The organism is Duffyella gerundensis, from assembly GCF_001517405.1.
GTDB classification, from domain to species: Bacteria; Pseudomonadota; Gammaproteobacteria; order Enterobacterales; family Enterobacteriaceae; genus Duffyella; species Duffyella gerundensis.
On record NZ_LN907827.1, the window covers coordinates 1,517,118 to 1,532,314 of the forward strand.

Consider the following 15,197-nt stretch of genomic DNA (forward strand, 5'->3'; position numbering starts at 1 on the left):
GGAAAGAATAGCTTAAAATTTCGCGAATAAACCGTCATCTGCAGGGGTTGCGACAAATTTGACCAGCAGCGCCCGCCTTACGCATCGCAGGTTAACGCCGGTTGCAGCTCCAGCTCCAGCGCCGACAGCAGTGCAACGCACCCGACGATGGCGTCCGACCGCTCCGCGACGGTTAACGTGCTCACCTTTTGCAGCCGTGAACAGAGGTCGATCAGTGCCTGATGCTGCACCATCCTGGCGCTGCCGAGCAGTCGGTGCGCCAGTGACGCCACGCGTTCCAGCTGCTGCTGCTGAAAGGCCTGCTGTAATCGTTCGCTGTCCTGCCGGTTCGCCTCGATCAGCGTGGCGACAATCTCCGCCAGCGCCTGCGGATCGTTTCCGGTCATGGTTTTCAGGGTCGCCAGCACGCCGGATTCCTGCGGCAGCGGCAGCGGCAGCGGCGTGCGCGGACCATATTGATTCACGCAGGCCAGCAGGGTGGCCAGACGCAGCGGCTTGAACAGGCAATCATCCATGCCCGCCGCCAGCGCGCGCTGCTTCATCGCCTCCTCCGCCTGCGCGGTGTAACCAAACAGCGGGCAGGGCGCAACGCCGCGCTGCTGCTCGGTCTGACGTATCGCCTGGGCCAGCGCAAAGCCATCCATTCCCGGCATGTGGCAGTCGGTAATCACCAGGTCAAACGTTTGATCTCGCCATAACGTCAGCGCCTGTTCGCCGCCGCTGGCTTCGGTGGCCTGATGTCCGGCGGCGGCCAACTGCTGTTTCAGCAACAGGCGATTGGGCTGGTGATCGTCAACGATTAATACCCGCAGCGGTGCCACCCTGGCGTGGGCCGTTTGCAAACGCTCGCTGGCGAGTGCCGATGCTGGCGCCGCGGTAAAGCTAAAGCAGAAGGTACTGCCAACATTTTCCTCGCTTTCAAGCGTCAGCTCGCCGCCCAGCAGCGTAGCCAGCTCCCGGCAGATGTTCAGTCCCAGCCCGGTGCCTTGTGCCGGATGGTCGTTATCGAGACGGATGAACGGCTCAAAAATCGCCTGCTGCTGGGCAGCGGTAATGCCCGGTCCGCTGTCGCGCACGCACAGGCTATAGCGATCGCTGCCTGCCTGTTGGGTGAGCGAGAGAAAGACAGTGCCGCTGTCGCTGTAGCGCACGGCGTTGCTGAGCAGATTAGACAGGATCTGATGCAGTTTAGTGCCGTCAAACAGCACCACGCGCTGCGTGATATCGCAACGCAGCTGCAGCTGCAGGCCTTTCTCTTCCGCTGAAGCAGCGAAAAGCTGATGAGCATTTTCCAGCGCGGCGGCAAGATCCACCTCCTGTAACGAGATCTCCAGCTTGCCCGCTTCGATACGCGCCAGATCCAACAGATCCCCCACCAGCGCCATCAGGGTATTGGCCGCCTGCCAGGCAACGGCAATATTTTTCTGCCGCTGTTCCGGCACGCTGATCTGATGATGTTCCAGCTCGAGCAGGCCGGTGAGCGCATTCAGCGGCGTGCGGATTTCATGGCTGATGCGCGATAAAAAGCGGCTTTTCATCGCGTTGGCGTGGTCGGCATCAGATTTGGCCAGCTGCAGCTGACGCGCATAGTCGCGTTTAATCTGCAAACGCTGCTGTAAATGTCGGTTGCGCCAGTAAATCAGGGTGATAATCAGCAACGCTACCGCGGCCGCCTGCAAAAAGTAACGGCTGTAGAGATCCCAAATCAGGTAGGCGGTCATCTCCGGGCCATGTTGCCAGTTCGCCAGCTCGCGCTGCTGCTCCTGCGGCGAGGTCTCGGTCAGGACTTTATTGATGATGGCCAGCAACATGGGATCGCCCTGCTGCAGGCGGAATGCCACCGCGGCAGGCGCCATGCGCAGTGGTGCAGTGAGCTTCATGCGATTGGGATAGTCGTGATTGACCCAATATTCCGCCGAGATTTGCATGTCGATTACGGCGTTGACTCGCCCGCGGTCCAGCATGCCGTAAGCGGCTTTGGCATCCTCCGCCGTCACGATATGCAGCAGTGGATAGTGCATCAGCAGCGCCTGCGCCAATCCTTCCACTGCAGGAATGGCGACGGTAAAGTGCGCGTCTCGCCGCAGCACGCGCGCAGGCTGTTGATGGCTGGTGACCAGCACCCACGGCGAGCGGGCGTAAGGGCGCGAAAGCTGCGCATCATTATGCGGCGACAGATGCGCCACGCTGGCCACCAGCAGGGTGGTCGGTGCGTGATCCGCTGCGCCTGCTGTCAGGGTGCGGAAGACAATGCCGCTGCGCTGGGTAATTTGCGTCAGCAAAGGTTGTACCAGCCCGGTCTGATGTCCATAGCGATCAATGTAGCTGAAAGGCGCGACCGCACGCGGCAGCACCACATCCACGCTGCGATGCTGCTGCAGCCACTGTTTCTCCTCTTTGCTGAGGTTCAGCGGGTCATAGCGGGTGACAAAAGAGGCATCCAGCCCCCAGTTACTGGCGATACGAATTTTCGCTGCCAGCGGCATCGCGGTCAGCACCTGATTTACGGCGTCCATCAGTGGCTCGTGGGCGCGATCGGTGGCGAAACTCAGCGAGAGATCCTGTAAAAATGGCGGCGCAAAAAAACGCAAATCGCCTTTATGGTTATATTGCAGCAGCGATTGCGCGGTGGCGCGATTAAGCAGCACGCCATGTATCTGCTGATACTGTAACGCGGCGACGGCATTCGCATAGTGATGCCAGGAACTCAGCGTGATCGCCGGCCAGTGCAGGCGGGTGCGCGCTTCCAGCTGGCCACGCTGAATCATACCCAACGTTTTGAAGGGCATCGTGGCCTGATCCTGGCGGGTCAGACGACGATCGTGCATGACCACCAGATTATCCAGAATCCATGGCTGAGAAACTAACCACTGATTTTCTTCGTTGAGCGCGGGAGAATAGAGCGCCAGCAACGTCACTTCGCCGCGCGCCAGCGCCTGTCGGGCAGCGTTGAAATCGGGATAATGGTGGACGATAACCGGTTTCTTTAATGCCTGAGCGATGGCGTTGATGTAATCCGCCGCGATGCCTTCCCACTGCGATTCTGCTGGTTGCTGGAGCAGCGGCGGATGCGCATTGCCCCAGATCGCCACGTGCAGCGCCGGATGAACGGCCAGCCAGGCTTCTGAGACAGCGGTCAGTTGTGGATCGCCCTGAGCAATCGAGGTGCGACTGATGAGTTCCACCGGCGCGTGCTCACCCTGAGCGGTGAAGGTAAAGCTGAAAAAGGTAAGCCAAACCACAGCCCTGATAACACGCCGCATAGAACCCCATCTAAGAATATTCCTAACTGGCGCGCATCATGGTGAACTTTTACGTGATACTCAAGGCTCTGCGGCGATCAGCTGCGGTTTTGAGACGGTTCTTGTTCGTCGCCAGTCATCATCTGCTGCTGCAGCGTCAGATCCAGCGCCTCAATTTGCTGCGCCAGTTGCGCATACAGCGTGGCAATTTCCGCCCATTGCGTGTGTCGCGCCACCGTTTCCAGCTGCTGACAGCAGTGAAACAGGCTGTCCAGATGCAGCAGGCGTGCGCCGCCGGCGATCAGATGCGCAATTTGCGCCACCGCCTGCGCATCCTGCTCTGCAATGGCGGCGGCCAGGCGCTGGATATCGTGACGGTTCTGCTGACGCGTCGCGGCAGCCAGTTCCTGCATGGCATGCTGGTCAGCTTTTGCCAGTGCCTGAATACGGGCGATCACCTGCGGCGGCGCGGTCTGATTGCCTACCTGGCGCAGCAGTTCCTCCAGCTCCAGCGGTTTGAACAGACAGCCATCCATGCCAGCCTGTTGAGCGCGCTCAATAATGTGCTGCTCCGCCATGGCGGTCAGTCCCAATAGCCTGACCGGTGCGCGCTGTGCCTGGCGCTCGGCATCACGTAGCCGCTGCGCAAAAGTAAAGCCGTCCATTACCGGCATATGGCAGTCGGTGATCACCACGTCAAACGGCGCGCTGTTATGCCAGATGCACAACGCCTGCTCGCCCTGTTCCGCGGTGGTGACGTCGCAGCCCGCCAGCTCAAGCTGTTGCGACAGCAGCAGGCGGCTCGGCGCGTGATCGTCAACAATCAGCACGCGTTTATTGAGCTGCAACGAAAGCGCCAGCGGTGCAGCGCGCTCGACCGGTGTGGTAATGGGTGCCGTAAAGCGCAGCATGAAGGTACTGCCTTCGCCGGGTTCGCTCTCGACGCTGAGCGTCGCGCCACACAGCTCCGCCAGCTGGCGACAGATACTCAGGCCGAGGCCGGTGCCTTTTTGCAGCGTTTCGCCCTGCACGTAAGGCTCGAAAATGGTTTGCGCCAGCGCCGCACTCATGCCGATACCGCTGTCGCTGACTTCCAGCATATAGAGACCCTGAGCGACATCCGCCGATTTCCCCTGATACAGCGCGACGCTGACTTCACCCTGGTCGGTGAATTTGATGGCATTGCTCAGCAGATTAGAGAGCAACTGCTTGAACATCAGCGCATCGAACAGCACCCACGGCTGATGCAACTCGCACTCATATTGCAGGGTAATGCCTTTTTCCGCCGCCTGAGGGCGGAACAGGGTAATAATCTGCTCGGTCAGGCGGGTCAGCGACACCGGCTGCGGGCGCATTTGCAGGGTGCCCGATTCGATTTTGGCCAAATCAAGGATATCGCCCACCAGCAGCAGCAGGGCGCGGGAAGAGTCCGCCGCCGCCTGAATATTGTGCTGATGCTGCGCGGGCTGGCTGAGACCGCGCTGCTCAAGATCCAGCAGCCCAACCAGCGCATTCAGCGGCGTACGGATTTCATGGCTCATCTGCGCCAGAAAACGGCCTTTGGCGTCGTTGGCGTTATCCGCCCGCTCACGCGCTTCCAGCAGCGCCTGCTCGTTGTTACGCCGCTCGTGCAGGTTTTTCTTCAGGATGTAGTTGCGCCAGAAGATGAACAGCACAATCAGCGCCGCCACCGGGGCGTATTGCACAACATAATCGCGATAATCGCTCCACGGGGTCAGACGCGCCGGACCGGCATCGCTGATCCACTGCGACATTTGCAGATTCAGCGCCTGCGGCGGAAAAGCAAGCAGCCCCTGATTCAAAATCTCCATCAGCGGCGTATTGTGTTCGCGTGTGGCAAAGGTGACATCGGAAGGCGAGACCGGCGCAGGCATCAGAATGCGAAAGCGATCGCCCAGATAGATTTTCAGCAAATAGCTGGTGATCTGTTCCGGCAGTACCACCGCATCAATCTGGCCGGTAAAGAGCTGTTCTACCGTGCGAAAGGCATAATCAGTGTGGACAAACTTCACCGCGGGAAAGCGTTTGGCCAGCGAGTCGACAAAGGCGAGAGGCTGATAAACCGCCACTTTTTTTCCAGCCATGTCGGCCAGCGATCGCCACGCCGGAGCATCCTTCCGCGCGACCAGTACCCACGGGCTTTGCATATAGGCGCGCGAGAACAGCAGATGCCGATTGCTGCTGTCCGCAGGATCGGCTACCGCCAGCATGCCCTGTGCATCCTGTTCCAGCGCTGTTTTTAACGCGATGGCATTATCCACTGGGACAAAGTTGAAGTTCAGCCCGCTACGGGCGGCGATCATTTTTAACAGATTAATGCTCAGCCCACTGATATCGCCTTCGTCATCAATATAGCTGAGTGGTAGGTGGGTACGGGCAAAATAGACGTTGATCTGCGGATGCTGGGCAATCCAGTGCTGCAGGTCAGGGCTCAGCGCAAAAGGCACGCGCACCGGTATGTGTTCAAGTCCCATTCCCCAGTATTCATTAATGGCGGTATAGCTGCTGACCGGCAGGGCGGCCAATACCGCATTAACCGCGTTAATCAACACGTCGTTGTCTGCGCGCGCGGTAAACGTCCAGCGCGTTGCAACAGGCGTAGCCGGTTCACGGCTGGTCAGCTCGTAAAAACGTCGCTGCTGCAAAAAATAGTTAATCACCGATGCGTGACCCCACATCAGCGTGTCGCTGTCGTAACGGATAGCCAGTAAACCTTCCAGCACGGAATAAACGGCTTGCAGCGTTGCTTTCGGCCAACGCTGCTGCAGGTTGAGGGGCGCGGTGCTGCCATCGACGTACATCAGGCGCTGCTGACGTAAATCGTCCTTGGGATCGCTGCTGAGCCGCTGCACCAGCAGGTCATGATCGAGCATCCACGGCAAGGAGTGAAGCATCCCGTCGTTACGATCGTTCTCGGTCGACCAAAACGCCAGCATATCAATGTTGCCCGCCTGTAATGCGTCGCGCGCTTGCTGGCTGTTTTCGTAGCGGGTCAGCCTTATCGGTCGGTTAAACGACGCGCCGATCAGCTGTAAAAATTCGGCGCTGACCCCTTCCAGTTGATCGGCCTTACGATCCAGAGAGATCGGTGGCTGTGACGTAGCCCAATAGCCCACGCGCAGCACCTTGTGGGTCGCGAGCCACTGCTGGCTCGCTGCGCTGAGTGTCACGGCAGGCAGCGGAACCTCGACGCGCGGCAGCAGGCTGCTGTTATTGGCCGCGGCTGCGCCAAAGCAGAGGCACAGCAGCGGCAACAGCAGGCGGAAAAAGGGGATCACAATGGCGCACTCCAGAGCAGTCAACCGAACGGCAGGCCGCCAGCTTAGCCTGAATAATATAATTAATCTTTAATCAGGCACACGCTGAGGCAAATAGGTACTATTGTGCACCGCGCCTCATCATTAAAAGGATTCATCATGTATACCGCGCCGCTTTCGCCTTACTGCATTGCTATTCTGGACGATCATCCCTCGATTCGTACCGCACTGCGTTTTACTCTGCAGTCGGAACGCGATATGCAGCTGGTGGGCGAATATGGTCGACGCGAGGAGATGCTGACGGCGCTGCAAAGCGTCACGGTTGACGTGCTGGTGCTGGATTACCTGCTGGCGGACGATGAGATTGACGGTTTGCAGATGGTGCGGCATCTGTTAACGCGCCACGACAAACTGAAGATTCTGGTCTCGACCTCGCTGGAGAGCGTGGCGGTGGTACAGCTGCTGCTGAAGGCAGGCGTACGTGGCTTCATTGGCAAAAGCAAAGAGCAGAGCGAGCTGTTACAGGCGATTCGACGGGTGGCACAGGGCGAGCGTTATCTCAGTGAAGATATGCGCGACGCGCTGGAGAAGGCGCACAGCGACGATCGGCACAAGCCCGATGAACCGCTGACGCCAGGCAGCGGCGAAGCCTTACTGACCATGATGCGCGATCTGTCGCCGCGGGAAGAAGAGGTATTGCGCTGTTACCTTGATGGACTCAGCGTGACGGAAATTGCCGTGAAGTTTGCCCGCAGCCGAAAAACGGTCAGCGGGCAGAAACAGGCGGCGCTGCGTAAGCTCGGTCTGCGCAGCGACATTGAGCTGTTTAAATATAAAGACTATTTCACTAATAAAGCTTAGCGGCGCCCTGTGGACGGGTTTTGAAACGACGGTGCAGCCACATATATTGCTCTGGCGCCATCAACACCGCATCTTCCACCACTTTGTTCATGCGCGCCGCGGTTTCACGCTCATCATTCAGCGGAATATCGCTGACGTCAGGCAAAATCACCATTTCATAGCCGCGGCCATGCGGCAGGCGGCGCGGCACAAACGGAATCACCGCTGGCTGACCGGTGCGAATCAGTACGTAACTGCCTTTGGTGGTTGCCGCTTCGTCCACGGCGAAGAACGGCACGAACACGCTGGCGCGTGGGCCGTAATCGTGATCGGGCGCGTACCAGATGATGTCGCCCTGTTTCAGCGCGCGGATCATGCCCTTCAAATCTTTGCGATCGAGCATGCTTTTATTCGAGCGCATCCGCCCCCAGGTTTGCAGCCAGTCGATCAGCGCATTGTTGTGCGGCCGATAGACCCCAATGCCGGGGTTATAGATGCCAAAAATGCGCGCGCCTAGTTCCAGCGTCAGAAAGTGAATGCCCACCAGCAGCACGCCTTTCTTTTCGGCATGGGCTTTTTCAATATGTTCGAGTCCGCTGACCTGAAACCATTTGCGAATGCGCCAGTCAGGCCAGAACCACGCCATGCCAGTTTCCAGCAGGCCCATGCCGACCGATTCAAAATTGTGTTTGATCATCGCTTCGCGCTCGGCTTCTGGCATCGCGGGAAAGCAGAGCTGCAGGTTACGGCGGGCAATGGCCACACGACGACCCAGAAAGCGTCGCGACAGGCGACCTAATCCACAGCCGAGCCAGTAAAGTACCGGGTAGGGCAACAGCACAATGAGATAGAGCAGGGCGATGCCCAGCCAGGTTGGCCAATAGCGAGGATGTAAAAGTGCACGCCTGAATTGAGGCAATTGAGTCATCGTAATCCAGTTATTATCGTTGGCGCCGCTGCGCTTTTCTTAATGTTAATAACATATTGTGCCAGTTTTTTTCGCTAAGCCAAAACCATCAGCGGAAATGTCCCATTTTATGCAAAAAAGCCAGCCGGCTGGCTGGCTTTCGCGATTATTGTTTGAACAATCCTTTTACTTCATGCGGTTCACAACGCCAGTATTGCGGCGGCGCCTGCACCTTTTCACCCAACTCGGCGGCGGCGTGCCACGGCCAGCGCGGATCGTACAGCATGCCACGTGCCAGCGCGACGGCGTCCGCCTGCTGCGAATGCAGCACCGCTTCTGCCTGTTTCGGCTCGGTGATCAGGCCAACGGCAATCACCGGAATGGTTACCGCTTTTTTAACCGCTTCCGCGAAGGGAACCTGATAGTTTGGACCGACGCTGATCTGCTGCTGCGGCGCTAAACCACCGCTCGACACGTGCATGTAATCACAGCCGATCGCTTCCAGCGCCTGGCTTAATGCCACCGACTGCTCAATATCCCAGCCGCCTTCCACCCAATCCGTAGCGGAGATGCGCACGCCCACCGGCTTGCTTGCCGGCACCGCGGCGCGTACTGCGCTGAACACTTCCAGCACGAAGCGCATGCGGTTTTCCAGCGAGCCGCCGTAGTTATCGTCACGCTTGTTCGCCAGCGGCGAAAGGAACTGGTGCAGCAGATAGCCATGTGCAGCGTGCACTTCGATCAGCTCAAAGCCCAGACGATCGGCGCGTTTGGCGCTCTCGACGAAGGCCTGCTTCACTTCATCCAACTCTGCCAGCGAGAGGGCGTGCGGCGTACCGTCGCCATCATTAAACGGCAGCGCAGAAGGCGCTTTAGTTTGCCAGCCGTGCTGCTCAGGCGTTAAAAAACCACCGCCGCGCCACGGCACATCAGTAGAGGCTTTTCTACCGGCGTGTGACAGCTGAATGCCCAGCGGCATGGTGCTGTATTGCCGAATATCTTTCAGTACATCAGCCAGCGCGGCTTCAGTCTCATCGTTCCACAAGCCGAGATCCTGCGGCGTAATGCGACCATCTTCCTGCACGGCGGCGGCCTCAACGATCAGCAGCCCGGCGCCCGACAGCGACAGGTTTCCCAGGTGAATGCGATGCCAGGCGGTAGCGCGGCCCTGTTCAGCTGAATACTGGCACATCGGGGCGATCACGATGCGGTTCTCCAGTGACAATTTGCCAATCTCTAACGGCGAAAATAGCTGACTCATGGGCTCTCCTCATTTTTATTAGCTGGCTAACTTATAGTGAGCGCACGGCAGGGCGTCAAGCGAGCCGCTTAACCTCACGTGCGGCGGTGAAGAAAGTCCGCCCCGGCGCTGTGCATTCATTCTCATTCAGGTATGATGTGCGCGTTTTTCGCTTATTACACAGGAAAAGGTACACCATGCCAGTGTTACATAACCTTGTATCTAATGAAGAGCTGCGGGCGCGCATGCTGGCCGAAACCGAGCCGCGCACCACCGTCTCTTTCTATAAATACTTCCACATTGCCGATCCCAAAGCCTTTCGCGACGCGCTTTATCGCACCTTTACCGCACTGAAGGTGTTTGGCCGCGTTTACGTGGCCCATGAGGGCATTAACGCGCAGATCAGCGTGCCCGCCAGCCGTTACGAAGAGATGAAAGCGCAGCTCTACGCTTTCGATCCGGCGCTGGACAACCTGCGCATGAACGTCGCGCTGGACGATGATGGCAAATCTTTCTGGGTGCTGCGCCTGAAGGTGCGCGATCGCATCGTGGCCGACGGCATTGCCGATGAAACCTTCGATGCGTCGCAGGTCGGTACCTATTTGCAGGCGGCGGAGGTCAACGCGCTGCTCGACGATCCCAACGCGGTATTTGTGGATATGCGCAACCACTATGAATATGAAGTGGGCCATTTCGACAAGGCGATGGAAATTCCTGCCGACACCTTCCGCGATCAGCTGCCGATGGCAGTGGAGATGTTGCAGGAGCACAAAGACAAAAAGATTGTTATGTACTGCACCGGCGGTATTCGCTGTGAAAAAGCCAGCGCCTGGATGCTGCATAACGGCTTTGACGACGTCGCGCACATTGAAGGCGGCATCATTGAGTATGCCCGCCGCGCTCGCGAGCAGGGTTTACCGGTACGCTTCAAGGGCAAGAACTTCGTGTTTGACGAGCGGATGGGTGAGCGCATCTCCGATGACGTGCTGGCGCATTGTCATCAGTGCGGCACGCCGTGCGATACCCACGTCAACTGTAAAAACGACGGCTGTCATTTGCTGTTTATTCAGTGCCCGAGCTGCGCCGAAAAGTTTCAGCACTGCTGTAGCCCGATCTGTATGGAAGAGCTGGCGCTACCGCCGGAAGAGCAACGTGCGCGTCGTGCCGGTCGTGAAAACGGCAATAAAATTTTCAACAAGTCGCGCGGCTTGCTGAACGTCACGATGGCGATTCCTGCACCTGAGGAAAAATAGCGCATAAAAAAGGCCGACAATGTCGGCCTTTTTACTGACAAACGTCGTGATTACTGACGCACACCTTCCACCGAGATAATCAGCTGCACCTTCTGCGATGCCGGACCGAGATCTTTCTTGATATTAAAATCTTTCAGCACAATTTCACCTTCGGCTTCAAAACCTGCACGGTAGCCGCCCCACGGATCTTTGCCTTCGCCGAGCATTTTCGCTTCCAGCGTCACCGGTTTAGTCACGCCATTCAGCGTCAGGTTGCCGGTGATATCGAGTTCATCGCCATCTTTTTTCACGCTGGTCGACACAAAGGTGGCCTGCGGGAATTTGCCTGCGTTCAGGAAGTCCGCGCTACGCAGATGCTTATCGCGTTCGGCATGATTGGTATCAAGGCTGTTGGTGTTAATGGTGACGTTCACTTTGTCTGCAGAAGGGTTCTTCTCATCAAAGGTGAAGCTGCCGTCGAAGTCTTTGAAGGTACCGTAAAGCCAGCTGTAGCCCAGATGTTGGATACGGAAATTAACAAAGGCGTGTTGGCCCTCCTTGTCGATTTTGTAATCGGCGGCCAGCGCAGCAGCGGAACTCATCAGCAGCGAGGCGGCAATCATGCCAGTTAACGTCTTCTTTAACATAGTATTTCCTTTCCAGAGATCATTGGATGCGGAATCCCAGCATCCTTTTCAGGGTGATGTCGCGATCGATAAAGTGGTGTTTTAGGGCCGCAAGGCCATGAAGCACCGAAATGATCACGACGGTCCATGCCAGCCAGAGATGGATGTCGCCAGCCAGATCCGCCTGCTCGCCGCTACCAGCCAACGTGGCCGGGACGGTAAACCAGCCAAACACAGAGATAGGATCGCCATCCGCGGTTGAAATCAGGTAGCCGCTGATAAAAATGGCGAACAGTAGGGTATAGAGCAACAGGTGGGCGACCACCGCGCTAATACGCACCAGCGGTGAATAGCTGCTCAGCGGCGGCGGTGGGGGTGAGATAAACCGCCACACCACACGCACGATCATGACGATGAACAGCAAAATGCCGATACTTTTATGAATTTCAGGCGCCTGATGATACCAGCCGTCATAATAGCCGAGCGTGACCATCCACAGGCCCAACGCAAACATGCCATAAACCGCGAAGGCCACCAGCCAGTGCAACAGAATGGTGAAATGGCTGTACGCACCGGGCGCAGAAGTGTGTTTCATTGTCGTGTTCTCCCTCACATGATGCTGCGAGAATGACCAGCTCATTGCAGAAAATCAACGATAATTACGCTTCTTCATAAATTAGTTTTTCTTATTCAGAAAAAATGATTTTTACGCGGATTTATTATCAGAAATTATGTAAAACCAGCGTCTCATCTTTGAATCATCTGCCTGTGTCGGGCTTGCGGCAATTATTGATCTGCATCAAAAAAATTGATGCTTAAGGGCTGTTTTTTGCCGTTGTGTCAGTGTTTGTAAATCAGCGCTGCTGGATTTCTGTGCGAACGGTAGGTGTCGTGCCGGTGAAACGCAGAATTTACGCTACGCTTGCGTGTTGAAAACGAGCGAGCCGGAGTAAAAAACTGGCTTTACACGACTTAGTGGTGATTCATGCCGCCAAATTTGCATGTTCGCGCTATGCCGTTTACGATAGTTTTCAGTTCATTACAAAGCGCTGCGATATAGCTTTCTCCATCCACAGTTGGATCAAGACGGCGAAAGCTATGCTGCTGCATCATCATCACTGATATGAGGCATAACATGGGCGATAACCTTGCCGCTGGCAAAAAGCACTTCTGGAATAAGAAGCCGAAGAAAGAACTGACGGTTGACGATATCACCATCGTTGACCGCAAAATGCTGCGTCGCGCGGTCGGTGCTGCGGCACTCGGCAACGCTATGGAGTGGTTCGACTTTGGCGTTTACAGCTATCTTGCCGTGACCATCGGTAAAATCTTCTTTCCTGGCGCCAGCCAGGCCGCGCAGCTGATCGCCACCTTCGGGGCGTTCTCGGCGGCGTTTTTGGTACGTCCGATCGGCGGCCTGTTCTTTGGGCCACTGGGCGACCGCATTGGCCGACAAAAAGTGCTGGCGATCACCATGATCATGATGGCGATCGGTACCTTCTGTATCGGTCTGATTCCCAGCTACGCTAGCATCGGCATTCTGGCGCCGATTCTGCTGTTGACCGCGCGTCTGGTACAGGGTTTCTCCACCGGCGGTGAATATGGCGGTGCGGCAACCTTTATTGCGGAATACTCTACCGATAAGCGTCGCGGCTTTATGGGCAGCTGGCTGGAGTTCGGGACGCTGGGCGGCTATCTGCTCGGTGCGGGACTGGTGACCGGCATGACGGCGGCGATGTCCACCGAAACGCTGATGTCATGGGGCTGGCGCGTGCCGTTTTTTATCGCCGCACCGTTAGGGCTGTTTGGTCTTTACGTGCGTCTGAAGTTGGAAGAGACGCCTGCGTTCCAGAAGCACATGGAAGAGCAGGATAAGCGCGAGCATGAAAAGCCGCCGATCGGCGTCTGGCAGATGCTGCGCAAATATCAGGCGCAGATGCTGAAGTGTATCGGTCTGGTGCTGCTGTTTAACGTCTCCAACTACATGCTGACCTCTTACATGCCAAGTTATCTCACCGGTATTCTGGGCATGAGCGAGCTGAGCGGCCTGCTGCTGGTGCTGGTGGTCATGTTTGTCATGATGCCGCTGACGCTGTTCTGGGGTCACTGGAACGACCATCTGGGCCGCCGTCCGGTTATTGCCCTTGGCGCAATCGGCCTGCTGATATTTGCGCTGCCCTGTTTCTGGCTGATCGGCACCGGCAATCTGCTGTGGGTATTTGTCGGACTGATGATGTTGGGCATTATCCACACCTGCTTCAGCGGGACTATGCCGTCGGCGCTGCCGTCACTGTTTGCCACCGATGTGCGCTACAGCGCGCTGGCGATCGGCTTCAACATTTCCGTTTCGCTGTTTGGTGGCACCACGCCCTTGATGACCGCGTGGCTGGTGGAGAAGAGCGGCAACGTGATGATGCCAGCATGGTATCTGATGGGCGCGGCCGTGATTGGCTTGATTACCGTGTTCTTTATGCGCGAAAGCGCCCGTAAGCCGCTGCACGGTTCGGCACCTGCCGTAGCTTCAGAAGCGGAAGCGGAATCGCTTATCAAGAAAATTAAACTGCGTCGTCAGCAGAAGAATCATTAAGCTCAGCCCTGAAACAGGCTGGCCAGGCGTGGAAGTAACTTGAAATATAAAAAAGGCGCACTCAGGTGCGCCTTTTTTTATTGCAGAACGCGGTTCAGGAAAAGCGATTGAGTGAGAAGGGCGCTAAATCAAAAGCGGTGGGTTGATCGGCCGCAAATTGCGCGGCAATTTCGCCCAGCACGCTGGCAAATTTAAAACCGTGACCGCTTAAGCCGGTGATAATTAATCGATTAGGATGGCCAGGTAGCCGGTCGATAATAAAATCCTCATCGGGAGAATTATCGTAGGTGCAGGCCGCGCCGTGCAGGCAAACGCCAATACCGGGCAAAAACTGACGCAAAAACGAGAAGGCTTCACTGCCATCCGCCGCATAACTGCCAAACGGTGTACGCTCCTGTGGGGTATTAATCCACTGGCCGCCGTCGTGGCGACCGACCTTCAGCGCGTTATCCTTCGCCGGGAAACCGTAGAACTGGCTGCCGTTGGCCATCTCAACGGTAAATGCCGGAAACTTATTATTTTCACTGTAGCGGCCATCGGCCTGATACCAGGCAAAGACTTTACGCAATGGCCGAACCGGCAGGCCGGGCACCAGCTGATTGACCCAGGTGCCAGCGCTGATCAGCAGCTTACGGGCGTGAAAAACGCCGTCGCCAGTAGTAACCGTTTGCAGATCGCCTTCGGTGCCGATGCTGTCGACGCCGCAGTTAAACAGTTGCGCACAGCCCGCTTGTTCAGCCAGGCGAATGTAACTACGAATCGCCTGCTCAGCGAGCAAATAACCGGAATCCGCTTCAAACGCGCCGAGATAGCCATCGGGAACGTTGAGCTGTGGCCAGCGCTGACGAATCTCCTCGGTTTGCAACACCTGCACATTCAGCTGATGTGCGTTGGCGCTTTCGATAACGTTATTCAGGAAGGTGGAGTCGGCGGGTGCCAGGTTGATCACGCCGCTGCGATGCATAATACGCTCGCCGCTCAGCTGCTCCAGCTCGTCCCACAGCGTCTGGGCGCGCAGCACCAGCGGCACATAGCGAGCGCCTTCACCGTACGCATGACGAATCAACCGGGTTTCGCCGTGATGGCTGCCCTGCTGATGCGGCGGATGCGCGCTGTCAATCATCAACACTTTCAGGCCAGCGCGGGTGGCGTAATAGCCCGCCGCTGCGCCTACCGATCCGCTTCCTGCCACGATCAAATCATAAACCATCTGTTCTCTACTCCTGAGCGCTACTGCCATGGCGG

The 15,197-nt window shown here is 57.1% G+C and carries 10 protein-coding genes; 3 read left to right on the forward strand and 7 right to left on the reverse strand.

The window, feature by feature from the left end:
* Positions 1–77 precede the first annotated feature (77 nt).
* Together EM595_RS06985 and EM595_RS06990 are read right to left on the reverse strand one after the other, a co-directional pair.
* The gene (locus EM595_RS06985; RefSeq protein ID WP_162265763.1) at positions 78–3,242 is read right to left on the reverse strand and encodes a response regulator; all 3,165 of its coding nucleotides are present in this window, start codon (positions 3,240–3,242) and stop codon (positions 78–80) included.
* A 98-nt stretch (positions 3,243–3,340) separates the two neighbouring features.
* Complete coding sequence (locus EM595_RS06990) at positions 3,341–6,541, reverse strand: ATP-binding protein (RefSeq protein WP_067429513.1); 3,201 nt, start codon at positions 6,539–6,541, stop codon at positions 3,341–3,343.
* Positions 6,542–6,679: 138 nt separating this feature from the next.
* Between EM595_RS06990 and EM595_RS06995 the strand changes: the two genes are divergently transcribed.
* Positions 6,680–7,381, forward strand: a complete 702-nt coding sequence (locus tag EM595_RS06995; RefSeq protein WP_067429517.1) for a response regulator — start codon at positions 6,680–6,682, stop codon at positions 7,379–7,381.
* Here EM595_RS06995 and EM595_RS07000 read toward each other — a convergent pair.
* The gene (locus tag EM595_RS07000; protein WP_067429520.1) at positions 7,368–8,288 is read right to left on the reverse strand and encodes a Kdo(2)-lipid IV(A) acyltransferase; all 921 of its coding nucleotides are present in this window, start codon (positions 8,286–8,288) and stop codon (positions 7,368–7,370) included. The two genes, EM595_RS06995 and EM595_RS07000, sit on opposite strands and share 14 nt — an antisense overlap.
* 145 nt (positions 8,289–8,433) lie before the next feature.
* Positions 8,434–9,528 carry an NADH:flavin oxidoreductase/NADH oxidase gene (locus EM595_RS07005; RefSeq protein ID WP_067429523.1) on the reverse strand — a complete coding sequence of 365 codons (1,095 nt, stop codon included), beginning with the start codon at positions 9,526–9,528 and terminating at the stop codon, positions 8,434–8,436.
* 176 nt (positions 9,529–9,704) lie between these two features.
* Between EM595_RS07005 and trhO the strand changes: the two genes are divergently transcribed.
* Complete coding sequence (trhO, locus tag EM595_RS07010; RefSeq protein ID WP_067429526.1) at positions 9,705–10,760, forward strand: oxygen-dependent tRNA uridine(34) hydroxylase TrhO; 1,056 nt, start codon at positions 9,705–9,707, stop codon at positions 10,758–10,760.
* 50 nt (positions 10,761–10,810) lie between these two features.
* On the opposite strand, the gene EM595_RS07015 is transcribed toward trhO, so the two are convergent.
* Entirely contained in the window at positions 10,811–11,386 is a 576-nt protein-coding gene (locus EM595_RS07015) for a YceI family protein (RefSeq protein WP_067429529.1), read from the reverse strand.
* Between the two features lie 19 nt (positions 11,387–11,405).
* Positions 11,406–11,960, reverse strand: coding sequence for a cytochrome b (locus EM595_RS07020; RefSeq protein ID WP_067429532.1), 555 nt, complete (start codon positions 11,958–11,960; stop codon positions 11,406–11,408).
* Between the two features lie 540 nt (positions 11,961–12,500).
* Between EM595_RS07020 and proP the strand changes: the two genes are divergently transcribed.
* Complete coding sequence (proP, locus tag EM595_RS07025; protein WP_067429535.1) at positions 12,501–13,952, forward strand: glycine betaine/L-proline transporter ProP; 1,452 nt, start codon at positions 12,501–12,503, stop codon at positions 13,950–13,952.
* 94 nt (positions 13,953–14,046) lie between these two features.
* Here proP and solA read toward each other — a convergent pair whose 3' ends face one another.
* Positions 14,047–15,162, reverse strand: coding sequence for an N-methyl-L-tryptophan oxidase (gene solA, locus EM595_RS07030; protein WP_067429538.1), 1,116 nt, complete (start codon positions 15,160–15,162; stop codon positions 14,047–14,049).
* Between the last annotated feature and the right edge of the window lie 35 nt (positions 15,163–15,197).